The organism is Sinanaerobacter sp. ZZT-01 (genome assembly GCF_035621135.1).
Lineage (GTDB): Bacteria > Bacillota > Clostridia > Peptostreptococcales > Anaerovoracaceae > IOR16.
Genome location: NZ_CP141728.1, coordinates 956,413 through 981,303 on the forward strand (window position 1 = coordinate 956,413; position 24,891 = coordinate 981,303).

At 40.1% G+C, this 24,891-nt stretch carries 23 protein-coding genes; 12 read left to right on the forward strand and 11 right to left on the reverse strand.

All coding sequences use genetic code 11. From position 1 onward, the window contains the following. Nucleotides 1-97: 97 nt before the first annotated feature. Nucleotides 98-1,195 (forward strand): alanine/ornithine racemase family PLP-dependent enzyme, encoded by a 1,098-nt coding sequence (locus U5921_RS04760; protein WP_324825323.1) that lies wholly within the window; start codon nt 98-100, stop codon nt 1,193-1,195. A gap of 269 nt (nt 1,196-1,464) precedes the next feature. On the opposite strand, the gene U5921_RS04765 is transcribed toward U5921_RS04760, so the two are convergent. From U5921_RS04765 to U5921_RS04775, 3 genes are read right to left on the reverse strand one after another with little or no spacing between them, the layout of a single operon-like run. Further along, nucleotides 1,465-2,499 (reverse strand): homoserine dehydrogenase, encoded by a 1,035-nt coding sequence (locus tag U5921_RS04765; RefSeq protein ID WP_324825324.1) that lies wholly within the window; start codon nt 2,497-2,499, stop codon nt 1,465-1,467. A gap of 16 nt (nt 2,500-2,515) precedes the next feature. Next, nucleotides 2,516-4,294 (reverse strand): AMP-dependent synthetase/ligase, encoded by a 1,779-nt coding sequence (locus U5921_RS04770; RefSeq protein WP_324825325.1) that lies wholly within the window; start codon nt 4,292-4,294, stop codon nt 2,516-2,518. A 19-nt stretch (nt 4,295-4,313) separates the two neighbouring features. Then, on the reverse strand, nt 4,314-6,026 hold the full coding sequence (locus U5921_RS04775) for an AMP-dependent synthetase/ligase (RefSeq protein WP_324825326.1): 1,713 nt from the start codon (nt 6,024-6,026) through the stop codon (nt 4,314-4,316). 659 nt (nt 6,027-6,685) lie between these two features. Between U5921_RS04775 and rsxC the strand changes: the two genes are divergently transcribed. Genes rsxC through U5921_RS04805 form a run of 6 tightly spaced genes read left to right on the forward strand, consistent with a single transcriptional unit; the run spans nt 6,686 to nt 11,739 of the window. Next, nucleotides 6,686-7,999, forward strand: a complete 1,314-nt coding sequence (gene rsxC, locus U5921_RS04780) for an electron transport complex subunit RsxC (RefSeq protein WP_324825327.1) — start codon at nt 6,686-6,688, stop codon at nt 7,997-7,999. Next, complete coding sequence (locus U5921_RS04785; RefSeq protein WP_324825328.1) at nt 7,999-8,952, forward strand: RnfABCDGE type electron transport complex subunit D; 954 nt, start codon at nt 7,999-8,001, stop codon at nt 8,950-8,952. Before rsxC ends, U5921_RS04785 begins: the two co-directional genes overlap by 1 nt. Then, nucleotides 8,952-9,506 (forward strand): FMN-binding protein, encoded by a 555-nt coding sequence (locus U5921_RS04790; protein ID WP_324825329.1) that lies wholly within the window; start codon nt 8,952-8,954, stop codon nt 9,504-9,506. The genes U5921_RS04785 and U5921_RS04790 overlap by 1 nt, the downstream gene beginning before the upstream one ends. Further along, nucleotides 9,506-10,189, forward strand: coding sequence for an electron transport complex subunit E (locus tag U5921_RS04795; RefSeq protein WP_324825330.1), 684 nt, complete (start codon nt 9,506-9,508; stop codon nt 10,187-10,189). The genes U5921_RS04790 and U5921_RS04795 overlap by 1 nt, the downstream gene beginning before the upstream one ends. After that, nucleotides 10,189-10,782: an electron transport complex subunit RsxA gene (rsxA, locus tag U5921_RS04800; RefSeq protein WP_324825331.1), complete on the forward strand. Its 594-nt coding sequence runs from the start codon at nt 10,189-10,191 to the stop codon at nt 10,780-10,782. The genes U5921_RS04795 and rsxA overlap by 1 nt, the downstream gene beginning before the upstream one ends. A gap of 12 nt (nt 10,783-10,794) precedes the next feature. After that, the gene (locus U5921_RS04805) at nt 10,795-11,739 is read left to right on the forward strand and encodes an RnfABCDGE type electron transport complex subunit B (RefSeq protein ID WP_324825332.1); all 945 of its coding nucleotides are present in this window, start codon (nt 10,795-10,797) and stop codon (nt 11,737-11,739) included. A 173-nt stretch (nt 11,740-11,912) separates the two neighbouring features. Here U5921_RS04805 and U5921_RS04810 read toward each other — a convergent pair whose 3' ends face one another. The 7 genes from U5921_RS04810 to U5921_RS04840 form a co-directional block, all read right to left on the reverse strand. Further along, entirely contained in the window at nt 11,913-13,853 is a 1,941-nt protein-coding gene (locus U5921_RS04810) for a Xaa-Pro dipeptidyl-peptidase (protein ID WP_324825333.1), read from the reverse strand. After that, the gene (locus U5921_RS04815) at nt 13,816-15,102 is read right to left on the reverse strand and encodes an MFS transporter (protein ID WP_324825334.1); all 1,287 of its coding nucleotides are present in this window, start codon (nt 15,100-15,102) and stop codon (nt 13,816-13,818) included. Before U5921_RS04815 ends, U5921_RS04810 begins: the two co-directional genes overlap by 38 nt. A gap of 14 nt (nt 15,103-15,116) precedes the next feature. Next, nucleotides 15,117-16,640 carry a carboxypeptidase M32 gene (locus U5921_RS04820; protein WP_324825335.1) on the reverse strand — a complete coding sequence of 508 codons (1,524 nt, stop codon included), beginning with the start codon at nt 16,638-16,640 and terminating at the stop codon, nt 15,117-15,119. Continuing rightward, on the reverse strand, nt 16,630-18,000 hold the full coding sequence (locus tag U5921_RS04825) for an MFS transporter (protein WP_324825336.1): 1,371 nt from the start codon (nt 17,998-18,000) through the stop codon (nt 16,630-16,632). The genes U5921_RS04820 and U5921_RS04825 overlap by 11 nt, the downstream gene beginning before the upstream one ends. Before the next feature lie 18 nt (nt 18,001-18,018). Further along, the gene (locus U5921_RS04830) at nt 18,019-18,573 is read right to left on the reverse strand and encodes a LuxR C-terminal-related transcriptional regulator (protein ID WP_324825337.1); all 555 of its coding nucleotides are present in this window, start codon (nt 18,571-18,573) and stop codon (nt 18,019-18,021) included. Between the two features lie 205 nt (nt 18,574-18,778). Then, nucleotides 18,779-19,612 (reverse strand): Mrp/NBP35 family ATP-binding protein, encoded by an 834-nt coding sequence (locus tag U5921_RS04835; protein ID WP_324825338.1) that lies wholly within the window; start codon nt 19,610-19,612, stop codon nt 18,779-18,781. Between the two features lie 140 nt (nt 19,613-19,752). Beyond that, nucleotides 19,753-20,769: an FAD:protein FMN transferase gene (locus tag U5921_RS04840; protein WP_324825339.1), complete on the reverse strand. Its 1,017-nt coding sequence runs from the start codon at nt 20,767-20,769 to the stop codon at nt 19,753-19,755. Nucleotides 20,770-20,811: 42 nt separating this feature from the next. Here U5921_RS04840 and U5921_RS04845 point away from each other — a divergent pair, with 42 nt between their 5' ends. Together U5921_RS04845 and U5921_RS04850 are read left to right on the forward strand one after the other, a co-directional pair. Beyond that, nucleotides 20,812-21,177: a NusG domain II-containing protein gene (locus U5921_RS04845; protein WP_324825340.1), complete on the forward strand. Its 366-nt coding sequence runs from the start codon at nt 20,812-20,814 to the stop codon at nt 21,175-21,177. 40 nt (nt 21,178-21,217) lie between these two features. Then, nucleotides 21,218-21,736 carry a Gx transporter family protein gene (locus U5921_RS04850; RefSeq protein WP_324825341.1) on the forward strand — a complete coding sequence of 173 codons (519 nt, stop codon included), beginning with the start codon at nt 21,218-21,220 and terminating at the stop codon, nt 21,734-21,736. On the opposite strand, the gene U5921_RS04855 is transcribed toward U5921_RS04850, so the two are convergent. Continuing rightward, nucleotides 21,677-22,156 carry a hypothetical protein gene (locus tag U5921_RS04855; protein WP_324825342.1) on the reverse strand — a complete coding sequence of 160 codons (480 nt, stop codon included), beginning with the start codon at nt 22,154-22,156 and terminating at the stop codon, nt 21,677-21,679. The genes U5921_RS04850 and U5921_RS04855 overlap by 60 nt on opposite strands. Before the next feature lie 192 nt (nt 22,157-22,348). Between U5921_RS04855 and U5921_RS04860 the strand changes: the two genes are divergently transcribed. From U5921_RS04860 to U5921_RS04870, 3 genes are all read left to right on the forward strand, one after another. Next, the gene (locus U5921_RS04860) at nt 22,349-22,699 is read left to right on the forward strand and encodes a helix-turn-helix transcriptional regulator (RefSeq protein ID WP_324825343.1); all 351 of its coding nucleotides are present in this window, start codon (nt 22,349-22,351) and stop codon (nt 22,697-22,699) included. Between the two features lie 172 nt (nt 22,700-22,871). Beyond that, nucleotides 22,872-24,140, forward strand: a complete 1,269-nt coding sequence (locus U5921_RS04865) for an ArsB/NhaD family transporter (protein ID WP_324825344.1) — start codon at nt 22,872-22,874, stop codon at nt 24,138-24,140. A 39-nt stretch (nt 24,141-24,179) separates the two neighbouring features. Next, nucleotides 24,180-24,635, forward strand: a complete 456-nt coding sequence (locus U5921_RS04870; protein WP_324825345.1) for a hypothetical protein — start codon at nt 24,180-24,182, stop codon at nt 24,633-24,635. The last annotated feature ends 256 nt before the right edge of the window (nt 24,636-24,891 follow it).

Sequence of the window (24,891 nt, forward strand, 5' to 3'; positions counted from 1 at the left end):
CAAAGACATTGTCAGACCTTTTCCAATCCTGTATTATTATAATCAGCAAGTTTAAAAAAGTATTTATCAATCTGGAATATCGAACTGGAGGATGGAAATGGAACAAACAATCAATCAATATCCATTGCTTGAAATTGACTTGAAAAAATTAAGAAATAATATCGAACAAGTGGTAAACCGCTGCGGTGAAGCCGGAATCGAAGTTGCCGGTGTCATCAAAGGCTTTAACGGGATTCCTCAAGTGGCAGAACAATTTAAGCTTGGCGGCTGCCGTTATATCGCTTCTTCTCGTCTTGAACAAATCGAAGATGCAAAAAACTACGGAATTGAAGGTCCTTTTATGCTGATTCGAATTGCAATGCCATCTGAGCTGGAACGATTGGTTTCCTTAGCGGATTACAGCTTACAAAGTGAAGTAAGCGTCATAGACGCTTTGAACGAAGAGTGCATTCGTCAAAATAAGAAGCATCATGTTATCCTTATGGCTGATCTAGGTGATCTTCGTGAAGGGTTCTGGGATAAAGAAGAATTAGCCAAAACTGCACTTCATATTGAAAAAGATCTAAAAAACATCCATCTTTTAGGAGTCGGTACCAATTTAGGCTGTTACGGCTCGATTAAACCAACTCCGGAAAAAATGAATGAATTGGTTGAGGTAGCAGAAAAAATTGAGGAAACAATCGGCCGTCAGCTTGAAGTGATTTCGGGCGGGGCAACCAGCTCCTTTACAATGGTTCACGATAAAACGATGCCTAGTAGGATCAATCACCTTAGAATTGGCGAAGGCATTATTTTAGCCTACGATCTGCAAAAAGACTGGGGCTATGATATGAGCTACCTGAATATGGATGCTTTTACCTTAAAGGCACAGATCATAGAAGTCAAAGACAAACCAACCTATCCGGTTGGAGAAATTTTTATCGATGCATTTGGAAATGTATGTGAATATGAAGACCGTGGCATTCGAAGACGTGCATTGCTTGGACTTGGGAAGCTCGACGCATGCGACCTCAGCAAGCTTCTCCCCCGTACAAAGAATATCGAAATTTTAGGCGGAAGCTCCGATCATACCATTCTTGATATAGAAGATAATAAAGATCATTTGCAGGTCGGCGATGTTGTGGAATTTGACGTTTGCTATACCACTATGCTGTTTTTAACCAACTCAAAAAATGTAACAGTACAGTGCATTTAATCGTAAATTGTAATTAACCAATATGATTGAAATATGCAAGTTTACAATCTATTTTTAATATCCGACAAAAGATTCCTTCTACGGATAAGAAAAGAGCAGAAACGCCCTCATTACACAGGCATTTTCTGCTCCTTTTTTTATATTGTTAAAACGCCCTTCAATTGATATTACCCCTGCTTTCAAAAAAGCACTTGCCAATTGTGTTTCTTGCCGCAATTAAAAAATGCGTAACACTTCCTATCAAATCATCAATCGTTTATTTATATCGTTTATTTGCTATGGTCAATAACACGAATTAAATCGCTGAAAATGCCATATCCGGTTTGCAAAATTTCTGGATTGTGTTCCACAATCGTCAGCTTTCCCATTAAATCTGTAGTAATGGAAACCGCACTGGATGTACCGTCAATATGTGCGATCAGCTCCTGTTCCGGCACTTCTATTGGTTTGACCGTTCCAACAACCTTTCCGTCTTCTATTACACCACGGCAAAAAAGCTTAATGAAACAGCCTCTCCTCTTTGCTTCTTTTATATCTTTTTCTGTAATTGCAGTGATTCCCGTTCGATCAATATCTCTTGGTGTGATATCTGCATGCATCAAGACATTTAAAAGAGCCGTCGTCTTTGCAGCTGCATCCCATCCATCCATATCCATGGATGGGTCCGCTTCAACAAAACCTCTCTTACGCCCCTCTTGCATTGCTTCTTCATAAGAAGCTCCTTTTGCAAGTTCTTCCAGCACAAAATTGGTCGTAGTATTTAAAATTCCGCTTACTTCTGTCACCTTGCAGAATTTTAGCGTATCCACAGTCAAATTAAAGATAGGAGTTCCATCCATGACAGTCGTTTCATAATAAAAACAAACTCCTTTTTCTTCTGCCATCTCCCTCAATTCTTTATATGCCCATGCAATCGGCCCCTTATTTGCTGTAACCACATGCTTTTTTCGCTGCATAGCTGCCTTTATATGGTCAATCGCAGGCTGCCCGGTAAAAATTTGAAGGGGAGTTAATTCCAGCATTACATCATACTCTACGCTGCGGATTACTTCCGTTGATGTCAATTTTGAATACTGCGGTGAATCGGTACGGAAGGCCCCTTCTTCTTCGATCTGACGGCAGGCTTCTTCTAAATCAATCCCTTCTTCGCATAGAAAACTCCCACGTCTCCCTGTTGTAATGGCAACAATGCGAATGTCACAATCCATCGTCTTCTCTATTTCTTTTTGTTTTTCCAATATAATTCTGCTAAAGGCTCTGCCTGCGTTTCCAAAGCCGATCATTGCTACATTCAATCTTCTCATTTTTGCTGCCTCTCTCCTATTGGTTTGCTTTTGCATATCGTTTGATTTTTCTTGCAGTTGTTTTTTCAAATTCTGTTTCCCGAAGCTCCATTCTTTGAATCCGTTTGTAAATTGGCTGCTTTTTATTCAGTTCATCAATCTTTTTCCAAATCAGCTGCTCTGCCATCTCTTTTTCGAATTCAACGCCAAGCTGCTCTTCCAGCTCTTCTCGATCAGGCTTTATCGCAGCGAAAATAACTGTTTCCCCGTCCTCTTCACGCATCCTTCCAGATACGAGACACTCTTCCACATAGGATATTTTATTCAGATAATATTCCAGTTCCTCCGGGAACACATTCTTTCCGTTTTTCGTGATGATAACGTTCTTTTTTCTTCCTGTAATATGCAAAAAACCTTCCCGATCCATATAGCCTAAATCTCCGGTATGAAACCAACCATCTTTCAGAACTTCAGCCGTTGCTTCCTGGTTGTTATAATACCCCATCATAACGTTTTCTCCACGGATACAGATTTCTCCAATGCCAACATCGTCTGCATCCACAATCTTGCATTCCATTCCAGGCGGCATGCACCCAGCGGAGGAAGCATTCGGATTCACATCCGGATTTAACGCTGCAATCGGTCCGCATTCGGTTAGTCCATATCCTTGCAGGCAGTTGATTCCAAAAGCCTGAATTCCTTCTATAATGGCAGGGTCTACCGGTGCACCTCCTGCGATCAAAAGGCGCAGCCTTCCGCCAAACACAGCGACTACGGATTTCAAAAGCAACGGTGCCAAATCCAATTTTAATTTCTTTGTATAATAATTGATGCGCAGCAATTTTTTTAGTTTCTTATCCGCACCTTTTTTCTTAGCAGTTTTCCAGATTTTACTGTACAGATTTTCTAAAATAAGCGGCACGCATAAAAAAATAGTCGGTTTTGCCTCTGCCAGATTTTTTACAATATATTTTAATCCCTCACAATAGGCTATCGCTGCTCCGCAAAACAAGGGACATAAAAATCCACAGGTGCATTCATACGTATGGTGAATCGGCAATACGGAAAAGAAGACATCCTCCTTCACAATATGAACCAATGTAACCATTGCCATCAAATCTGCTGCAATATTTCTGTGAGAGAGCATAACACCTTTTGAAAGCCCCGTGGTTCCTGAAGTAAATAATAATATGCTCATCTCTTCCGGATCAATTCCCGCATCTAAAAAGGCACGGTTTCCGTTTTTCAAAAGATTATATCCGATTTCAAGAAGGCTTTTTTGGGAAAGCGTATCTTCTGCAATTTCCGTCCCCTTCATATTGATTAAAAACAGTAGTTTGGTTTGTCCGCTTTCTTTCATACTACGAAACAATGCTTCGTATTTTTTATCAAAGAAAATGCATTCGATCTCTGCTTCCTTCACCAAATGCAGTAATTCATTTTCAGGAAGCTCTTTATCTAAAGGAACAACCACTCCGACACCAGTCACCGCTGCTAGATAAGTAATCGCCCACTGGTAACTGTTTTCCCCGATTATGCCGATCCGCTTTCCGGAAAGACCCATGGAAAGCAATGCCGTACCAAGTGCGTCCACATCTTCTTTTGCTTTGCGGTAGGTGACGCTGCGGTACGGTCCGCCCGGCTCGTCCTTCACCAAGAAAGCCGGACGATCGGCGTACAGCTTTGCACTGGAAATAAACATATCTCGAATATCTGTAATTGGCCGGACATTTCGATACCGAACTCGTGGATCCGAGCTGCTTTTTATTTTCTCAACCTGCTGTATTGCCCACTGCGCATGATTTAAATCTGACATCCCAAATTCCCCATTTCTCCTATTTATAAGAACGCTTTATTTTTTTCGTTGTCGTTTTCTCAAATTCTTCTTCTCGAATTTTAAAGCGTTTAACCCTCTTATATGTCGCCATATGATCGTTCGTATCGTCAATTACCTGTTTTAAAAGCTTTCGCAATGCTTCTTCTGAAAGCCTTCCGAATTTTTCTTCGATGGCACTGTATTCCGGTACAATTTCTGCGAAGACAATCGTCTCTCCTGATTTTTCACCCTCTAAGCCGGAAACCAGCACTTCTTTAATATAATCGCTCTTTCCTAAATAGAATTCGACTTCCTCCGGAAAAATATTCTTGCCGTTCTTTGTGACAATTACATTTTTTTTACGTCCCGATACATATAAAAATCCGTCCTTATCAAAATACCCGTAATCCCCGGTATAAAGCCAGCCATCTTTTAAAACCTTTGCCGTTTCTTCTGGGTCCTTGTAATATCCAATCATTACCGAGTCACCCTTACATATGATTTCGCCTACTCCGTTTTCATCTTTATTGATAATTTGAATTTCTGTACCTGGCATCGGAAGTCCTGCGGCAGCATCTTTATAATATCGATCCATATTCACTGCGATAATCGGAGAATTTTCCGTCATTCCATAGCCTTGTATCATTCTGATCCCCATCGCATTAAAGTCTGAAACCACCTGTGGATCAATTGCTGCTGCCCCTGCAATCAACAAGCGCATATGGCCGCCCAATGCCTGGTGTACACTTTTAAACATTTTCTTAGTCGTCTTTATATTAAACTTATTTAACGTTTTTGAAACGGCAATTGCAGCCCGCATTTTATCTGCTTTCCCGCTTGCCTCCGCTTTCTTCCATACCTTTTTGTGCATAGACTCAAAGATCAGCGGCACACCCAGCATAACCGTTGCCTTCGCTTCCGACATATTTTTAACGATATATTTTAAACCTTCGCAAATCGCAATGCTGCATCCTTGATATAATGCAGTCATATTATGACATGTAAATTCGTAGGTATGATGCATTGGCAGCACAGAAAGTCCTATTTGATCATCGCTCACATTTACATATTTCGACATATTGTATACATTCGCGCAAATATTTTTATGTGAGAGCATCACGCCTTTAGCCATTCCGGTTGTCCCTGAAGTAAATAAAAGCATATGCATTTCCTCTGGGTCAATCTCAGCATCAATGAAGTAGCGGTTTTCTTCTAAAAGAAGTTTTCTTCCACGTTCGAGCAATTGTTTTAAAGACAAAATATGATCGTGGTCAGAAGCGGCATCCATGCTGATAATGCAATCGATTCCCTCAATCCCTTCCAACGCTTCAAATACTTTTCTCTCTACCTTCGCAGAAAAAATAACGGCACTGACCTCCGCCCGAATCAATAAATTTTGAATCTCACCCGAGGACAACTCCCGATCCAGAGGAACAATGACACCGGCTCCATTTGCAATCGCAAGATAAGATACAATCCACTCATAGCGATTTTCTCCGATTAAGGCTACCTTTTTTCCCTTCAGTTTTAAATCCATAAATGCAGTCCCTAAGCTGTCAATATCTTCTTTCAACTGCTGAAAGGAAATCGGCCGATACACACCACCCGGTTTATCCTTCACTAAATATGCCGCCCGATCCTTGTAGAGCTCCGCCGAGCTGTATATCATATCTTTTAAGTCTCTGATCGGTCGGTTTTCATAAAGATCCACTTTATATTTATTGTTACTCATAACGTATACTCCGTTCCTAGTCTTTTCTTACATTTTATATGTAATGATAGAATCTCGTTGTTTATTTTATCACTCTCGCCTTGATAAGGCAATGCTTTTCCCGCTTGCACGCAGAAAGCAATCCCTGCTCCACATTGATTGATACCGTTGCTGACTCCAAAATTCTTTATGCCTTCTTGTTGTTTTTATTCGTGTTTACGCTTCTAAAGCAAGCTGGATATATTACGGAAAAAAGTGATTGCCTGAAAAAGCCTTGAATCCCTTTGAAACAGTAGTAGAATGTAATAAGAAAGCATAAGATAGAACTGTAACCGCTTTAATTTGTAGAAAAATCTACGATTCTTTTTTTGTCATTATACCCTATAATTTACCCCAATTTGCCAACTGTTTCCGTAATAAAAACATTTGTTGCAATTTATGCCTTAATTATTGATAGAAAAACACAATTTACGTTGTTTTTCCCCAATCGATCTCGACAAAAGGACTTTACATAATTGTAAAATAGGTGTATCTTTATTATTGTAGGCTTTTATGCGATTTTACCAATATTATTTCTGTAAACCTAAGAGTCTTCCACCTTTTCAAGTGTAGACAAAGCTACGAAAGAAACGGTTAAAATTCTACAATTTTTGACAAGGCTAGATAAGGAGAGAGAGTTTATGAGTTCAGTTTCAAAACATCTAAAGGGTATCCATGTCGACCATTGTAAAAACACTGCCGGGCAACCCATTGTTCAGATGCCAGTACCGGAAAAAGTGTATATTCCAATGGTTCAGCACATTGGTGCGCCTTGCCAGCCAACGGTCGCAGTCGGCGATCATGTTAAGGTTGGCCAATTAATTGGAGACAATACTGCTCCAATGTGTGCTCCGATTCACTCCAGTGTATCCGGAGAAGTTACTGCTCTTGTTAAGGGCATGACTGCACAGGGTATCGTCGATACCAGTATCGAGATCACAACAGACGGCAAACAGGAAGTTGCCGAGACCGTAGTTCCTCCTACCGTAGGCAATAAAGAAGAATTCTTAGCAGCGGTACGTTCCTGTGGTCTTGTTGGATTGGGCGGTGCTGCATTTCCTACCCACATCAAGTACAACCCAAGAAATCCGGAACAGGTTGATACTTTAATTTTAAATGGTGCAGAATGTGAGCCTTATATTACGGTTGACCACATGACAATGCTTGAGCATGCGGAAGAAATCGTAGAAGGAACAAAAAACATTCTAAAATATTTAAATTTGAAACAAGCTATCATCGGTATTGAGGGAAATAAGCCAGATGCCATTGCCAAGTTTAACGAGTTGGTAAAAAATGAGCCAAACATCAGTGTTTGCGAATTGCTTCAACAATACCCGCAGGGAGCAGAGCGTGTCCTCATTTATGAGTGCACAGGAAAGCACTTGATTGCCGGAAAGCTGCCAGCTGACGTCGGTGTCATCGTTTCAAATGTAACAACAGTTTTAAAACTCCAGCAATTTCTCGATTCCGGTATGCCTCTTGTATCTAAGAGTCTGACGGTAGACGGAAATGTAGTAAAAGAGCCGAAGAATGTCGAAGTTCCTATTGGTACGCCGATTATTGATATCATTGAATTCTGCGGCGGATATACGGGAGAACCAAAGAAAATCTTGATGGGTGGACCGATGATGGGCCGTGCACTTCCAGATGACGGTAAATGTATCATCAAAGGAAATAATGCCATCCTCGCTTTCGACGCAACCTTTGCAAACATGAATCCGGAAACCGCTTGCATCAACTGCGGACGCTGTGTAAAAGCCTGTCCGATGAATTTAATGCCGACAGCTCTTTTCAAGGCTTTTGAGCGCAAAGATGTCGATACATTGAAAAAATATCATGTTATGTCTTGTATGGACTGTGGCTGCTGTACGTATGTCTGTCCTGCAAGAAAGCAGTTAAGCTTTATCAATAAATTAGGAAAAAGTCTAGTATTAGCGGAAGGAGGAAAGAAATAATGAGTAAGATGAAAAACGGAAACTTAATTGTTTCTTCCGCACCGCATGTAGTGTCTCCTGTGAACACCTCTAACATTATGCGGGATGTCTGTATCGCACTCATCCCTGCAATGATCATGGAGGTTGTCGTTTTCGGTTTACGTGCACTTGCACTGACCGCCGTTTGTGTCGCTGCATGTATATTGTTTGAATCGATCACCAGAAGATTGTTAGGTCGTCCGGATACTATATCCGACTTAAGCGCTGTTGTAACCGGTATACTACTATCTTATAATTTACCTGCCGGCCTTCCTTTCTGGATGGCAATCATTGGATGTTTTGTAGCAATTGTCATTGTAAAACAAGTATTTGGTGGTCTTGGACAAAACTTTGCCAATCCTGCAATTGTAGGACGTATTGTTTTATTCATTTCCTTCGCAACTCCAATGACGACTTGGGTTCTTCCAAAATCACAGCAGACAGTAGATGCGATTACCGGAGCTACCCCTTTGGGCTTATTTTCAAAAGGTATGGATGTTCCTTCCAACATGGATATGTTCTTAGGATTCATCGGCGGATGTACGGGTGAAGTCAGTGCACTTGCATTGTTACTCGGCGGCGTTTATCTGGTTTTCAAAAAGGTCATTGAACCTACCATTCCGGTAAGCTTCATTGCCACAGTATTTGTATTCGCATTGGTAACCGGTCTGGATCCAGTCTTCCATATCTTTGCAGGCGGCGTTATGCTCGGTGCAATTTTTATGGCAACAGACTACGTTACTTCTCCGATTACTACAAGAGGAAAAATTATTTTCGGTATCGGTTGCGGTCTCCTGACGATGCTCATTCGTCTGTATTCTTCTTATCCGGAAGGCGTTTCTTTCGCAATCCTGTTAATGAATATTCTGACACCGCATATTGATAATCTGACTCGTTTAAAGTTAAACGGTGTCCCTGCAGGAGGTGACAAATAATGCAAAACAGTCGTTTTAAAGAAAATTTTGCACCAACCGTTGTGCTTGTCGTGATTTGTCTTGTTGCCACCTTGCTTTTGGCAGCTACGTATCAGGTAACTACTCCGATTATTGAAAAGATTACAAAAGAGAATGCGGATGCTGCTCGTGCAGATGTGCTCAGTGCAGCAGACGGATTTGAAAAAATGGATGTAACGCTTCTTGAAGGTGTTACTGAAGTATATAAGGCGACAAATGACTCCGGTGTCGTTATTACAACTGCCTTTAAAGGCTTTGGTGGAGCTGTAACCGTTATGACAGGTATTGATACAAACGGTGCGATTACCGCTGTAAAAGTAACCGATGCTTCCAATGAAACGCCGGGCTTAGGTACAAAAGCAACTACTCCTGAGCACCTGGCAAAATTTGTCGATCAAACCGCAATTACCAATGTAGAAGGCGGTGAAGGAACAAAAGTTGACGGAATTACCGGCGCTACGTTCACTTCCAATGCAGTCTTCAATGGTGTTCACACAGCTTTAGAGCAATACGCAGAATTAGGAGGTGCTTTATAATGGAAAATAAACCAAGCAAATTGGGTATCATAACCAAAGGCATCATCAAAGAAAATCCCGTATTAGTATTGGTACTTGGTACCTGTCCAACGTTGGCAGTTACCACACAAGCAGTCAACGGTCTCGGTATGGGTCTTGCGGCAACCGTAGTATTGATTTGCTCCAACATTTTTATTTCCGCATTAAAAAACGTGATTCCGGATAAGGTCAGAATCCCTTGCTACATTGTTGTTATTGCAGCATTTGTAACGGTTGTTCAGTTCTTATTAAAAGCATATATGCCGGCATTAGACAAAGCTTTAGGTTTGTTTATCCCATTGATTGTAGTAAACTGTATCATCTTAGGTCGTGCTGAAATGTTTGCAAATAAGAACTCTATCTTAGATTCTGCTCTAGACGGTATCGGAATGGGACTTGGTTTCACCTTTGCATTATTCTTGATGGGTGCAACAAGAGAGCTTTTAGGATCCGGACAATTATTCGGTCATGACATCACTGCCGGATTGATCGATCCGATGGCAATCTTTGTATTGGCTCCAGGCGGATTCTTTGTATTTGGCTGTCTCATTGCACTTGTAAATAAGCTGACCAACGGAAAGCCTAGCAAGAACAAGGCAAACGGCTGTGCAGGATGCCCTTCCGCAGCAGCATGCAGCCAGGCAAGCGAAGGAGGTTGTAACTAATGAAAGAAATGTTAATCATTATCTTAGGAGCCGTCCTTGCAAACAACTTTGTATTGGTAAAGTTCCTTGGTATTTGTCCATTTCTTGGTGTATCCAAGAAATTAGATTCTGCTTTCGGTATGAGCTGTGCCGTAATCTTCGTTATGGTACTTGCAACCGCAGCTACATGGCCGATTCAGACTTTATTATTAGCCCCGAAGGGTATCGGCTATTTGCAGACAATCGTATTCATCTTAGTAATCGCAGCTCTTGTACAGCTGGTTGAAATTATTTTGAAAAAATACGTACCTGCTCTTCATAAATCTTTGGGAGTATTCCTTCCACTGATCACTACAAACTGCGCTGTACTTGGTGTTTGCGTATTAAATATTGATGAAGAATATACTTTCTTACAATCTTTAGTAAATGCCTTCGGCGCTGGTCTTGGCTTCCTCTTGGCTATGGTTCTTTTCTCCGGCATTCGTCAGAGAATTGAATTTAATGACTATCCGGAATCCTTTAAAGGCGTACCATCCGTTTTAATCGCTGCTTCTATCCTTTCCCTATCCTTTATGGGATTTTCGGGTATGATAGATGGCATTTTCGGACTGTAAGGAGGTGCCACAATGTCAGCATTTATAACCCCTGTAATATTAGTCTGTGCCATCGGCCTCGTCGCCGCTGTCATTTTGACGCTAGCTGCCAAATTTATGGCAGTCCCAGTAGATGAAACTGCTGTAAAAGTAAGAGAAGCGCTTCCCGGTGCAAACTGCGGTGCTTGCGGCTATGCAGGCTGTGATGATTACGCAGCTGCGATTGCAGCAGACCCTAAAAATGTAGCTGCAAATCTATGTATTCCCGGCGGTGCAGGAACAGCTAGTTCGATCGCATCCATTCTTGGCGTCGATGCCGGCTCTTCCGTAGCGCAGGTTGCAACCGTACACTGCTCCGGCATTTCAGAAAAGACAAAGTCTGATATGGAATACCAAGGCTTCAAAAGCTGTGCAGCAAGCAAATTATTCTTTAAAGGTCATGGTTCATGTAAATACGGTTGTATGGGTTACGGTGATTGTCAGGATGCTTGTAACTACAATGCGATTGAAATCTGCAACGGCGTTGCTGTCGTAAATCGAGACTTATGTGTGGGCTGCGGTGCCTGTGTAAAAGCTTGCCCGAACCAGTTGATTACAGTTGCGCCGAAAACAAGCAGAGTTTTCGTAGGATGTAGCTCTTGTGATACCGGAAAAGAAACACGTAATGTCTGTGAAGTTGGATGTATCGCATGTAAGCTTTGCGAGAAAGCTTGTAACTTTGATGCCGTACACGTGGAAAACAATCATGCAGTGATTGACCCTGAAAAGTGTAAAAACTGCGGACTGTGTGTGAAGGCCTGCCCTCGCCATATTATCCACATGATTCCAAAGCCAGGTGCAAAGCCGGTTGTAAAACCAGCAGAACCAAAAAAGGAAGTTCCTGTAAAAGAAGCTGCTCCTAAAGAAGTTCCTTCAAAAGAGGCTGCTCCTAAAGAAGCTCCTGCTCCTGAGAAAAAAGAAGAAACAAAAACAAAATAAGCGCTCTCTCCAAGAAGGGCTTATCCAAATAAAAGAACTGCCTTAGCTAAGGCAGTTCTTTTTATCATTCCAAAACAAAAGAATAAACCCCCTATGATCATTTGATCCACCATAAGGGGCTTATTTATTTTTGTTATTCACAGGCTTTTTTCACAGCCTTGTCAAGTGTACTTTCATTTCTCTATTTTTATTTTCGTACAGGGAATCTTAACCTGAATCGTCTTTTCGTCAACGGTTATTGTAGTAGAAAGAAGCGGCCTTTCCGTGGCTTCCGGATCAATTCCATATAATATCAATCCTAATTTATGGCCCTGTTTTACAGTATAATCCATCGGAACCGTATCAAAGCTGTAGGAATAGAACTTCCCTTCTTCAATCGTTTCCTTTTTCCAAATACAAGTTCTGTTTTGGGCATTCATCCATCCTCTTGTAATAATTCGATATAAAGAAGGTTCTTTTTCTTCTGTAAATCTTAACTCATCTGCGACAGGTGTATTTTTACCCCATATAATTCCATCTTTATGTGCCACCTCTTGCGTCTCCAGTAGTCGCTTTTCTTCGCCGTAATCGACTAGCATTACGCTGAAAATAGCCGTAGGCTTATCGATTGCCGCTTCAAAAGAAACGTTTACCGTTCCGCAGATACGCAATTCGTCATGGGGTTCCCAAAGGTACTTCAAAGAATACCTTTGTGCCTCTTCTCCTAAAGTAATCTCATCACGCCACGCTTTCTCATTATTCTCTGTTCGATCAAACGCAGTGAGTGATAAGTCATCCACCCATGTCTTTTTATCGTTTCCTTGTATCGGAAAGGATAGGATTTGTATCTCGTTTTGTCCCCAATCTACAGATTGATGCCATTTTTCTTGATTCAGATTGCTCTGCACCCACACCTGTGACTCTGTTTCCTCAGTTCCGTTCTCAATTCCATACAGCCAATAATCAATCCATTCATGCAGTAAATCATTGAATCCTGCGCCTTCTAAATCATGGATATAAATGTGCGCACCTTGATGGAGCATCATCCTTCGCGGAATGTTTTTCGCAGTAATTGCATTCCAAAAAGGGATGCACTGATTCATCTTAACATTCCAATCATTTAAACCGTGAACGATAAATACTGATGCTTTTATTTGGTTCACCTTATTTAAATAGTTTCTCTCGTCCCAGAATCGGTTATAATTTCCGCTTGCCCGATCCTGACCGCTCTCCATCGATTCTAAGATTTTCTCATATCGCTCTTTGACCGTAGCATAGTCCGCTTCATCCAAGGCTCTGCTGCAACAATATTTGGAGAGCAACGTGATGTCATCCCCTTGCCAGCCTAGCGGCGGTACATTGAGTCCATAATACCGATCATAGGCATACCAATTGGATATTGCCGCTTCTGGTATGATGGTCTTTAATCCTTTTACACCGGTTGTTGCAACACCAATACATAATGTCCCTAAATAGGATTTGCCTGACATCGCCACATTTCCGGTGCACCAATCCGCTTTTATTTCGATGTTATCGGTTTTGTTTGTAAACGCTCTGCAACTTCCATTCAACCAGTCTATCACGGCCTTAAACGCCAACAGCTCTTCCTTTGAGCCGGATATGGTTAAGCCTTCGGAGCCTCTGGTTCCTAATCCGCCGCAGAATACAGAGGCATACCCTCTGGAATTAAAATAGCTATACCAATCGGTGATGCAATCTAATGGAATTTCCTCTGTGAAAGAGGTTTTTGCAAATCCTTTTGTTCCTCTTTTTTGTTCCGGATTTGTAACTTTCTTCACGTCCTCATGGTAAACAATTTGTGCCTTTTTTATCTGCTGCTCCGAAAAAACTTCAATATTTTTATCGACATCATAAGGCACATACCAATCTTCATTGCAGGTCATGATATAAGGATCTGCCACATAGATGGCCGGTACTTGGTACCCATTTAACGTTTCTTTGGGCCTTCGGATATATACAGCAATTAAATCGAGTTTCCCATCTCCATCTGTGTCTACTGGCGTTTCTACATATACCTTTTCAAATAAGCATTCTTTATAATCTAAAATAGGCTGCGTTTTCCCGTTTTCGATAAGGTTAGGAATTTGTTTCACTTTTTTTTGTACCTCTGTCATGACGGCCCCCTAAATATTTTTTCCATGCTAGTACACAAATTGCGCCCAGCAATAATACTCCAATCAGGAATCCAAAGAAATAACGATAACCGGTCACTCCCGGGAATCCGTCAATTAAAATTCCTGCTAGTAATGAGCAGAAAATTTCAGGAAGATATCCGACCGTTGATATAATACCGGCAGCTGTGCCTGAATACTGCTCAGGAATTCCACCTTCATCCATCATCGCCCATGTCATCGCATAGTTTACGTTATAGAAAAAGTAACTGATTAAAAATAGAATCGTAAAGGCTGCTATCATGCCGGCATTTGTTGGTAAAAGTAAAATCCCTGCTGTTCCTGCCGCCATTACTAAAAAGGATACCAACAGCAGATTTCCGGTTCCCACTCTGTCTGTCAAGTAACCTCCGCCAACATTAGAAATTGGACTAATCCATCTTTTTGCGGCAGCTAAGGTTGCGCCAAATGTTACGGTTGCTCCCAAGATACTTGTCGCATATGGTGTAAAATAATAGAGTGACAAAGTAAATACATAGTTGCAAAACGTTACGCTTCCAATAATCCACACCGCCGGGAGACGCAATACTTTTCCGATGTCCTTAAAAGAGATTCTTTCGCCATCTTCAATCTTTTCATTTCCCATCTTGAAAAACACTAAGATTCCGCAAAGTATTGTTAAAATAGAATAAAAAATAATTACATATTTCATGCCAGTCACATCATCAATCTGTTTCACACCAATTTGAAATACAATGACAGCAAGCGGCGCCATAATTGCAGCAGCAATACCTCTAGCGCCTTCAAACCAACCGAAAGCTTTTCCTTGGTCATCAGAGTCAGATAGTACGCGGACTGCTTTTATACAAGCAGGCCAAAATGCAAATAAAGAGCTGACCCCCCAAAAGGCATAAAGGCACACTAAAGCGGTAAAATTAAGAGGAAGCAAATGAATAAAGCCTCCAACCCCAGTTCCTATAAGAGATAATGACAGTATGCTCCTGATTGAAAATTTATCTGCGACAACTCCTCCAAATAAATAAGAAATCATGCCGAAAATTCCAAGAATACTTCCAAATACGCCCATCTGTGTATTTGTCAAATGATATACTTGAAGATATGCATCGTAATAGTCATATCTAAAATACGGCAACCCATAAATAATGGTACCACTCGCTGCAATCAGTAAAATTGCCAAAAAATTTTTAGACATTTTATCGCCTAATTTTAGCTTCGAAAAGATATTTCCCATTTTCTTCTTCTCCTTTATAAATGATATACTTTATCATATTTTTTCTTAAGATACTCCATATAGTACTCTGATGACATTGCACCTCCTGTAATTTTTTTAATTAATTCAGATGTACTATAAACCGCACCTTTTTTATGAACATTTTCAGCCAGCCAATCATGAATGCATTCCAAACAGCCTTGTGAAATTAGTTCCTCTATAGAGCCTATCTCCTTTTCCATCATGGCCGCCAGCTGGGCTGCAACCAGATTCGCTAAAAAGTAGCTTGGGAAAAAGCCAAAATATCCCGCTGCCCAATGAATATCCTGAAGAACGCCTTCTCTGTCATTGTCTGGTTCAATCCCTAGATATTCTCTATACTTTTGATTCCACACCTCTGGCAATTCTGCGACTGTGATTTTCTCATGGATTAAATCTTTTTCGATTTCGTAACGTATGATAATGTGGAGCATGTAAGTAAGTTCATCTGCATCAATTCGGATAAGGGAAGGTCTCACATGATTGAGATATTTATAAAAGGATTCCGCGTCAAATATATTCACCTCTGCGGAAAGCTCTCTCAATTTGTCATAAAGCTTGGTGCTGAACGCTTTGCTTCTTCCCAGAACATTTTCATAGAACCTGCCGATTGATTCTTCCACACCAAAGGAAGCGACTTCCGCGAGAAGTGTCCCTAAGAGCTTTTTATCGATGTCTTGCTCGTATAATCCTTTGCCGCCCTCATGAAGTGCATTAAAAATTCCTGTCCGAATATCAGTTTCATTATAGGCTGTGACAATTCTTACATCATCCGGAGAACAGGCAAGTGTCGTTGGATGCGCCCCTTCGTCCAGCCTCCCTGAATCGAAATTAAATCCAATCTCTGTCAACACCCACTCAGATAATTCTTTCTGTTTTCCCGTTTCTAAACCAATTATAAAATCTGAATCTTGCTCTAAATAATCTTCTTTCTGCCTGATTTGATTTAACAGTTCAATAATAAAGTCTCTAAGATCGCTTGACATCTTGTCAATTTCATTTACGGTCACGCCTTCTTCATAGTAACCTAACAGCGCATCATAAGCATTTTCCTCATAACCCCAATACTCCGCAAAGGACTTAAATTTTTCAACAATCTTCTCTAAATAAGGTTGAAACAGCTTGAAGTCATTTTTTGCTTTCGCTTTTTCCCAAACCTGCTCTGCATTTGCAATCAAGGAAATATACTCTCTGTACTCATCTTTCGGTATTTTTTCAACATAATAATGGTTCCTCTTGATTCTGGCCACCATGCCATTCACAATGTCATCATTTTTCTTATTGCCATCAAAATAATTCAAACATCTTTTCAATTGTTTACTCGAAAGTAGGCGGTATAGTTCATCTCCCAAATAACCCATCACTTGGCTTCTGTATTCAATCCCATTGATCGGCATATTCGTAATCTTGTCCCAATAAATTAATGAATTAAGTGTATATTTGAGATACTCTATATTTCTTACCGTTTCTTTAAACTCAGATAACATCTTAGAATACTTTTCAGTTTGCTTATTCACCATTTTTTATCTCCTCTTTCGATTCTGCGGAATTCTCAATCCTGTTATATTTTTTCAACCCCACCGCTACAATAATGCTTGCTATAAAATACAAGCCTGCAGCTAGATAATAAGCATTTTTATATCCCATCTGGGTAGTAAACAAAATATTCCCTGTAAATAAACCGCTTACTATACTTGCCAAACCGGCAATGACATTTACCATGGATGCAAAAATCGGTCTTAAATTTTTATCCGCAATACTCATTGCAAGCGAATTATCCGCCGGAGAACTGATATTTGCGATACCGGCTCTCATAAACAGCGCAACTCCTACGAATGCAATCTTATAACTTCCAAACTTTTCTCCATTTGCGATAATGAGCATAAAGGGTATAGAAACAATCAACATCGTGCTGATCGTATTGACTTGTCCAAGTTTACGGACAAGAAAAGGCGTAAATAGCATGAATAATACGATAGCCAAATAAGATATGGATACCAAAAGGGATGACGTTGCTTTGTCTATATGAAGATTACGGTTTAAATAGACCGTAAAATAGGATGAAAACAAGCCCATCGCAAAGGAAACCATTGCAAAATAAGTCAAATAAATCACCGCTTCTTTTTTTAGGATGATTTGAACCATTTCCTGCATACGGGGTAATAAGTTTTTGGGGTTGGATTTATCAGTATTAATTCTATAATCTTCTCCTTGTTCTTTTATCAGCAAAATCGGAATAAAAGCGATTGCAGAAATGATGGCTGTAATCAACAAAATATCCTTATTTCCCTGCAAGTACGCCAACTTCAATTCCGGAGTAAACGCGGCAATATATTCGGTTGCTTTTTTTGCTGCTGAATATGTAATATCAGCTCTCATAGAAAACATTTTTACAGTAAATACACCGCCGAGGTACGTTGCAAAAAAATATCCCACATAACCCATATAGTAGGTCCTTGTATACCATTTAATTCGTGCCTCTCCCATTCCCTCTGTATAAGTAGCAATATAAGGGGAAAGCATCGTATAATGCAACTGAAGCCCAACCAGTGCTAATAATGTTGTAACGTAGAATATCTTCGAGCTGTTTAGATAGATTACCGCCAGTAAAGAGATACAGCAAGTGCCAGAGCAAAACAACAACAGCTTCTTATATCCGATTTTAGGCACAGAAAATAGAGCAAACGCACTTATGAAGGTTGCGTATCCATAAAAAGCCCAAAATGATGTCGCAATGTTTACAGCAACTTCCTGTAAGTAATTTACATACGTATCGTAGATAATCCCACTGACTAAATTACTTATCACAAAGCTGAAAATAAACAGAACGAGATTCCAATGATTTCTCCATCGGTGATGATTGGTGGTTGTCAAAGTCATGCGCTTCACCTTCTATCTTTATTTAAATCGATACTGGGTAAAAAATGGATGCAGTGAATTTACTTCAAACATTGATTTTTGTTCTTCCTCGTTGCTGCTCGTCTTCTCTCTCGGCTTAGTATTTGACAGAAGAGGATCCTCTTCAGCAGTTTGGATTAATGCCAGTAAAATCTTCGCCTCTCTCTTTGCTTTTTGGAGATTAAACTTGTGCGTTCTCACAGTCGCTGCGCTGATATTCATTGCTTCACAAATGGTTTTATTATCATCTCGTTCATATAAATGGGTTAATATGCTTTTTTGTATTTCCGAAAGTCCGCAAATCTGTTTATCAAGGTTAATCAATACATTGAAGGATCCGCCGTGTTCCTCCTTCACATGCTCCGATACTGCTTTTTCAGCAGTAAACAGCTTTTCGGCATTAGGGTAAATAATACCATTCTCAAAGGTTTCCCCGCAAAAGATACAAGAAAACTCTCCGGTTTTTGGATTGTTTACATATCCATTTATTAATTCGTCAACTGAAAGATCTTTAAAGTCTTTATAGATATCATTTTCCATTGTTTTTGTATTCATCGCCTTCTCCTAATTAAAACATAAATGAAAAACGTTTAGTTATAAACAAACATTATCATATTTCATTTATATTTTCAATATCCTTAATCGTATTTATTTTAATTTTGGCAAAATTGCTTAAAGTGAAACATATTCTCCTTTTTTCTCCAAAATAAAAAAGAGCTTTCTGAGAATCCAAGAAAGTTCTTTTTCTATCATTTTCGTCTTAAACAGTCAGTAATGCCTGCACGGCTTTGTCCAGCTCTATCGTATTAAAAAACTCAATGGCACCCTTATCACATGCTTTTGCAATTTCCGGATTCATCGCCAGCTTTGCCAAAACTTTTAATTGATGCTTGTCTGCGGTTTCATCAATATGGCTTTCTCCGAAAACGTTGATTTTTTCATCGCAATGCGGACATTTCACATAGCTCATGTTTTCCACCAATCCAACAATCGGAATGTTCATCATCTTCGCCATATTAACCGCTTTGGCAACAATCATGGAAACCAGATCCTGCGGAGATGTCACAACTACAATCCCGTCTACCGGTAACGACTGAAAGACTGTGAGAGGCACATCACCTGTTCCGGGCGGCATGTCTACAAACAGATAATCCACATTTTCCCAAATTACTTCAGTCCAAAATTGCTTTACCGTTCCCGCAATTACAGGACCTCTCCAAATCACGGGGTCAGTGTCATCTTCAAGCAGTAGGTTAGCAGACATAATTTGAATGCCGGTCTTTGTCAATGCCGGAAAGATACCATGTTCCGTTCCAGTTGCTTTTTCTGTAATCCCAAACATCTTCGGAATAGAAGGACCTGTGATGTCTGCATCCAATATGCCTGTGTGATAACCTTCACGGCTCATCAGTACCGCCAGCATTCCGGTAACTAAGGATTTTCCGACTCCTCCTTTACCGCTTACTACACCAATTACCTTTTTAATGCTGCTCTTTGCATGCGGCTTCTCCTGAAAGCTCTTAGGATCTCTTTCACTACAATTTTCACCGCAGCTTCCGCAATCGTGGCTACAGTTTTCGCTAACTTGACTCATTTTTATCCTCCATATCTTTAAATACCTTCTTTAGCAGTATGAATCATAGTTTTTATTATATTGAACATACGCTCATTTGTCAATTTCTCCCGTCAGTGAGATCGCCTCTGGGTGCACGAATAGACTCGCTTCTAAGGGTTCTATTCTTTCATTAGAGCGACGCCTTCTGTGCTGACGACCGTTCCGTCCTTTTTCACAAAAATCGCTTCATACTCGGGCATAGAATCTATCAGTGTCTTTGCTTCTTCAAAACCAAGCATTAGGCAGGTGGTTGAGAGGCCGTCACAATCCACGGATCGAGGACCGATGATGCTGATCCCATCTAAATCCGTTTTCATCGGATACCCAGTCTGCGGATCTAAAATATGATAATACAAAACACCCTTTTCAATGAAATTACGCTCATACGTTCCAGACGTTACTATAGATTTATCTTTCATCCCAACCGTTCCCAGAATTTCTTTTTCTCCCTGGCTTTCCTCGCCAAAAGGTTTTTCAATTCCTATTTGAAAGGGAACTCCCTCGCTCTTTTCTCCGATGCAGACAACATTTCCGCCTAAATTAATAATCGCTTTTGAAACACCATTCTCTTTGAGAAATACAGCAGCCTTATCTGCGATGTATCCTTTTGCAATTCCTCCTAAATCTAATTTTGCCTGCGGATCTTCCAAAGCCACTTCATTCTGTTCTCCGTTCTGTGTTACATGAATGCGTGCATATCCGATGTGAGGAAGTGCCGCTTCAATCTGCTTTTCATCGGGCACCGAAGGATTGTCTCCACTGAAATTCCAAAGCTCTGCCAGTTCACCCACTGTAATATCAAATAATCCTCTTGAAATCTGACCGTACTCCATTCCTTTTAGTATCACTTCCGCAGTCGTCTTATCCACTGCGACCGAAGCACCTTCAGCTGCATTGATTTTTCCAATATCGCTTTGGGATATTGTACGGCTCAAGCGATTTTCGTATTCTCTGCAAAGTGCAAATGCATCTTTTAAAAGCTGTTCATCCCCACCTTCATATAATGTAATTTTACATACCGTGTTCAGTAAAAAATCAGTCTGCGAAAGAGGTACTTTCCCTGCACAGGAGGTTTGTGTTACAATAAAAATCAAGATAAAAATACATCCTAAGAGCCTGCGTTGCAATTTCTTCATAAGTTCCTCGCATTCTTTTAATAAATCTCCAGGTGGTATAACATGATAAAAAAAGCCGATATTTTATTGGGAATCGCACTCACGCTACTATGTCTTTGCTTATCCTTTTTCATTGCTCAAAGTGATGTTTCCCCAAAATATGTCAAAGTGACGGTAGGCTCCGAACTCTATGGTACCTATGATCTGTCACAAAATCAAGACATAACGATTAAAAAAAACGGGCATATCAATGTGATTCGTATATTAGACGAGCAAGTCCAAATGATCGAATCGGACTGCAAAAACCAGGTATGTGTGAATCAAGGGCGTATCGGACGCACAAACCAAAGCATTCTATGTCTTCCCAATCACGTAATGGTGACAATTGAAGGTGAAGCCAGCAATGATTTTGACTCCATTTCCTACTAGAAAAAAGACACCTTACGGTGTCGCTTATTTGAGGTAACTTATGTCTAAAAATACGATATCTTTAAAAATCAAAAAACTATCCATAAGTGCAGCGCTTACTTCACTTGCACTTATTTTCTCCTATATCGAGTTTTTAATTCCGTTTTCTTTCGGAAACACCGGTATCAAGTTGGGGTTGGCCAATGTGGTTATCCTCGTAGCACTTTACACTCTTGGTGCATCTTATGCCTTTTCTATTAATCTGCTTCGGGTGGTTCTTTCCGGTCTGCTGTTCGGCAACGTATTTGCCATCGCTTATTCCTTTGCCGGTGCCTTATTCAGCTTTCTATGCATGCTTCTTCTGAAAAAGACAAACTGGTTTAGTATCATCGGCGTAAGTATGGCAGGCGGTGTTGCACACAACCTCGGTCAGATTATCATTGCTGCCTTTCTGGTTGAAAGCATGAAGATCTTCTATTATTTTCCGGTCCTTGTTTTTTCGGGAATGATTACCGGAATTTTAATCGGTGTAATCGCCCATTTCCTCTGCAATCGCATCAATCAATGGAGACGTCTTTAAATTGAGCCAACATCCGTTCTTCGCGGCATGGCATTTTGACAGCTCTAATACCTGAACGCATTCCTTCCAGCGCAGATCATAAAATCTTCCCTCAATCTCTTCTTTTTCATAATCAACTTCTGCTATAATCTGTAAATTTCCTTCCGTAAAACTGTCTTTATCCGTTCCTGATAGAATTACTTCTTTTAAATACAGTTTACCGGATTCTCTTTCAATATATCCGACGACAGGAAAAGTCTTTCTTGTATATTCCTGAACTCTTTTTGCTTCTTTCTCATCCAAAATAATCTCCGTAATCCTACCCTTCACATTCCCATCTTCGTCTATCGTTTCAATACATAAAATCAATGGGGTGTCCGGAATATAATCATGAATCCGTTCAAAATAAGTAACACCAGTCCAATTTCCCAGTAATTTCATAATAAACCCCTCACTTTTTTAATCCTTGTGTTTCTTTATTAATTTTTATATTTTACTGTACTTTTAGTGTATTGCGGCTGCATTATTCTGTCAATACTTTTAAGGACTATTTATTATTTCTTTTATGACTTTGTGACAGAAAATAAAAAGAGTTATGATATTGGAGAATATAGGTCGTTAGGAGTTGCATTTATGGATAATTTACAAATACAAATTGGCATTAAAATACGTGAATTTCGTAACGCTTTAGGTTACAGCATCGAAGAATTATCACATAAAGCTGGATTAAACCCTTCCCATTTAGGGAAGATCGAACGAGGCGAACGCAATTTCACAATTGGCAGCTTAGAGAAAATCTTAAATGCCTTGTACCTAACTCCTGCCGAATTCTTTTCTGAAAATAAAGCACCTTGCCCCTCTGAAAATTATTTGATTACAAAAACGTTGTCATATTTGCAATGCATGACGGTAGAAGAGCAGGAACACATCTATAAAACTGCGGTTTTTCTATCGGAACGCCAGCCGCATAAACTCAAAGAATAACCAATATTTTTGTAATATTCTTATTATAATAACTTTTTAGCTGCTTGTTAAAAAGTTATTTTTTTGTATTGCACTTTAGAAAAGAAAAGACTATTATGTATAAGTTGGTCTAATCTGCTTATCTTAAAGCATAAAGATATAGGCCAAAAAATATTATTTGGAGGTATCAAGAATGATTTCACAGCAATTCATCTCAATTGTTATATTTATTGTGGTAATCGTTGCAATCATGTCTGAAAAAGTGCATCGTGCAGTCGCTGCCATAACCGGCTCTGTATTGCTCGTCTTATTGCGAGTGTTGAGCATCGATGCTTGTATTTCGTACATTGACTTTAACACAATCGGAGTCTTAATCGGCATGATGCTGTTTGTCGCTGTAGTCAAAAACTCCGGTATATTTGAATATATTGCGATAAAAGCCGCAAAGCTGGCAAAAGGAAATCCATGGAAAATAATGATGTTTTTCATGCTTCTAACCGCTGTGCTGTCCGCATTTTTAGACAACGTAACCACCGTGCTGCTTATGGGGCCGATGACGATTGCCATCACTCGCATGCTAAAGATCAATCCAGTTCCTTTCTTAATGACACAAATACTCTCTTCCAACGTTGGCGGTACCGCAACGCTCATCGGTGACCCTCCAAACATTATGATTGGAAGTGCCGCACATCTGAGTTTTATGGACTTTATCGTTAACTTAGGCCCAGCCATTTTGGTTATTTTAGCAATAACGATCTTATGTGTTTACTTCATTTATGGAAGACATCTCATTGTTGACGATTCTGCAATACAAGAGGTTCTTAAGTTAGACGAACGAAAATCCGTAAAAGATCCATCTTTAATGCGAAAAAGTGTTATTTTAACTTTTTTTGTTGCAATTGGTTTTATGCTGCACAGCACACTTGGAATCGAATCCTGCATTGTTGCTCTTACAGCGGCCTGCATCATTCTCATTGTCGGAAAGCAAGATGTCGATGAAATTATTGCCGGAGTCGAATGGTCAACCATTGTATTTTTCACTGGACTATTTATCGTCGTTGGTGGTATGGTAGAAGTAGGTGTAATTGATAAGCTTGCACACCTGCTAATGAAAGCAACGGAAGGACATATGGCCGTTACTATGTTGGCTCTTCTTTGGATTTCCGCTATCTTATCCTCCATATTGGATAACATTCCGTTTGTTGCCACGTTGATTCCTCTTATCCTTACTATGGAACAAAGCGGACTTAATGTCACACCTCTTTGGTGGGCAATTTCACTGGGTGCTTGTCTGGGAGGAAACGGAACTTTAATCGGAGCTTCTGCAAATGTTGTATTATCCGGTATCAGTAATAAGCATGGTTACCCGATTACCTTTGTACAATATCTAAAAATCGGATATCCTATGATGATTCTCTCTGTGGTGCTGTCTACCATTTATTTGGTAGTTCGGTTTGTTTAATTATCTTTCTCTGTCATCATCCGGAAAGGGAGTGAAACGATGAACAAAAATACAATCGAAGGCGATTTAATTGAAGTCAGTCTAAGGCAGTTAGGAGCAACCAAAGTAAAAGAAATCAGCAGTGTTATGTATTTCGTAGAATTTGAACTAACAGACACTTTAACGATTTCCTACATCTATAATATCACTCATAAGGAAAAATACTATCTGCAGCGTGTAAAGCCATATCCCATTCCGCAGGGTAAATTTGCTGATGAAAAAGAAATTGTAGACTACATTACAAAAGATGTGAATAAATTTAGAAATGCAGCACAAAGCAGTAATTTTTCAACTTTCCTCTCTGTCACAGAGAAAGTCTGTATCATTACAGACCATATGGAAGAATTATTTCTGAACCACAATGTGCATGGAGCTGACCTGACACTTTTGAATGATCAGCTTGATGCTTTAACCAGTGGGATGGACACCGTCCGCCGTGCTGCAAAAGAACTATAACATAAGGAGACAGTAAAAACGGATAAAACTGGATTTACCGTCTCTTTCTTTTTAATTTGAGAAAAACTCTTGACATTTTTCGCGATTCTCGATATATTTTACCTTGCTTTAACTAGCATCTAGCCAACCGACAGCTGCGTATGTATCACCTTAATCCGTGCCATAGAAAACCCGTAGGTACGGTCAAAAACCTTTTGCGGGGGAGTGATATCAAAAGCACCTGTGGCCACGCAGGAGGTAGTGTCCTGCATGACTA

Excerpts from the sequence above, each read along its gene's own strand:
- U5921_RS04870 (WP_324825345.1), top strand. The coding sequence starts at position 24,180 with ATGAACAAAAATACAATCGAAGGCGATTTAATTGAAGTCAGTCTAAGG.
- U5921_RS04775 (WP_324825326.1), bottom strand. The coding sequence starts at position 6,026 with ATGAGTAACAATAAATATAAAGTGGATCTTTATGAAAACCGACCGATC.
- U5921_RS04785 (WP_324825328.1), top strand. The coding sequence starts at position 7,999 with ATGAGTAAGATGAAAAACGGAAACTTAATTGTTTCTTCCGCACCGCAT.
- U5921_RS04855 (WP_324825342.1), bottom strand. The coding sequence starts at position 22,156 with ATGAAATTACTGGGAAATTGGACTGGTGTTACTTATTTTGAACGGATT.
- U5921_RS04820 (WP_324825335.1), bottom strand. The coding sequence starts at position 16,640 with ATGGTGAATAAGCAAACTGAAAAGTATTCTAAGATGTTATCTGAGTTT.
- rsxA (WP_324825331.1), top strand. The coding sequence starts at position 10,189 with ATGAAAGAAATGTTAATCATTATCTTAGGAGCCGTCCTTGCAAACAAC.
- U5921_RS04810 (WP_324825333.1), bottom strand. The coding sequence starts at position 13,853 with ATGACAGAGGTACAAAAAAAAGTGAAACAAATTCCTAACCTTATCGAA.
- U5921_RS04840 (WP_324825339.1), bottom strand. The coding sequence starts at position 20,769 with ATGAAGAAATTGCAACGCAGGCTCTTAGGATGTATTTTTATCTTGATT.
- U5921_RS04845 (WP_324825340.1), top strand. The coding sequence starts at position 20,812 with ATGATAAAAAAAGCCGATATTTTATTGGGAATCGCACTCACGCTACTA.
- U5921_RS04830 (WP_324825337.1), bottom strand. The coding sequence starts at position 18,573 with ATGAATACAAAAACAATGGAAAATGATATCTATAAAGACTTTAAAGAT.
- U5921_RS04825 (WP_324825336.1), bottom strand. The coding sequence starts at position 18,000 with ATGACTTTGACAACCACCAATCATCACCGATGGAGAAATCATTGGAAT.
- U5921_RS04760 (WP_324825323.1), top strand. The coding sequence starts at position 98 with ATGGAACAAACAATCAATCAATATCCATTGCTTGAAATTGACTTGAAA.
- U5921_RS04765 (WP_324825324.1), bottom strand. The coding sequence starts at position 2,499 with ATGAGAAGATTGAATGTAGCAATGATCGGCTTTGGAAACGCAGGCAGA.
- U5921_RS04795 (WP_324825330.1), top strand. The coding sequence starts at position 9,506 with ATGGAAAATAAACCAAGCAAATTGGGTATCATAACCAAAGGCATCATC.
- U5921_RS04865 (WP_324825344.1), top strand. The coding sequence starts at position 22,872 with ATGATTTCACAGCAATTCATCTCAATTGTTATATTTATTGTGGTAATC.
- U5921_RS04770 (WP_324825325.1), bottom strand. The coding sequence starts at position 4,294 with ATGTCAGATTTAAATCATGCGCAGTGGGCAATACAGCAGGTTGAGAAA.
- U5921_RS04860 (WP_324825343.1), top strand. The coding sequence starts at position 22,349 with ATGGATAATTTACAAATACAAATTGGCATTAAAATACGTGAATTTCGT.
- U5921_RS04805 (WP_324825332.1), top strand. The coding sequence starts at position 10,795 with ATGTCAGCATTTATAACCCCTGTAATATTAGTCTGTGCCATCGGCCTC.
- U5921_RS04850 (WP_324825341.1), top strand. The coding sequence starts at position 21,218 with ATGTCTAAAAATACGATATCTTTAAAAATCAAAAAACTATCCATAAGT.
- U5921_RS04815 (WP_324825334.1), bottom strand. The coding sequence starts at position 15,102 with ATGGGAAATATCTTTTCGAAGCTAAAATTAGGCGATAAAATGTCTAAA.
- rsxC (WP_324825327.1), top strand. The coding sequence starts at position 6,686 with ATGAGTTCAGTTTCAAAACATCTAAAGGGTATCCATGTCGACCATTGT.
- U5921_RS04835 (WP_324825338.1), bottom strand. The coding sequence starts at position 19,612 with ATGAGTCAAGTTAGCGAAAACTGTAGCCACGATTGCGGAAGCTGCGGT.
- U5921_RS04790 (WP_324825329.1), top strand. The coding sequence starts at position 8,952 with ATGCAAAACAGTCGTTTTAAAGAAAATTTTGCACCAACCGTTGTGCTT.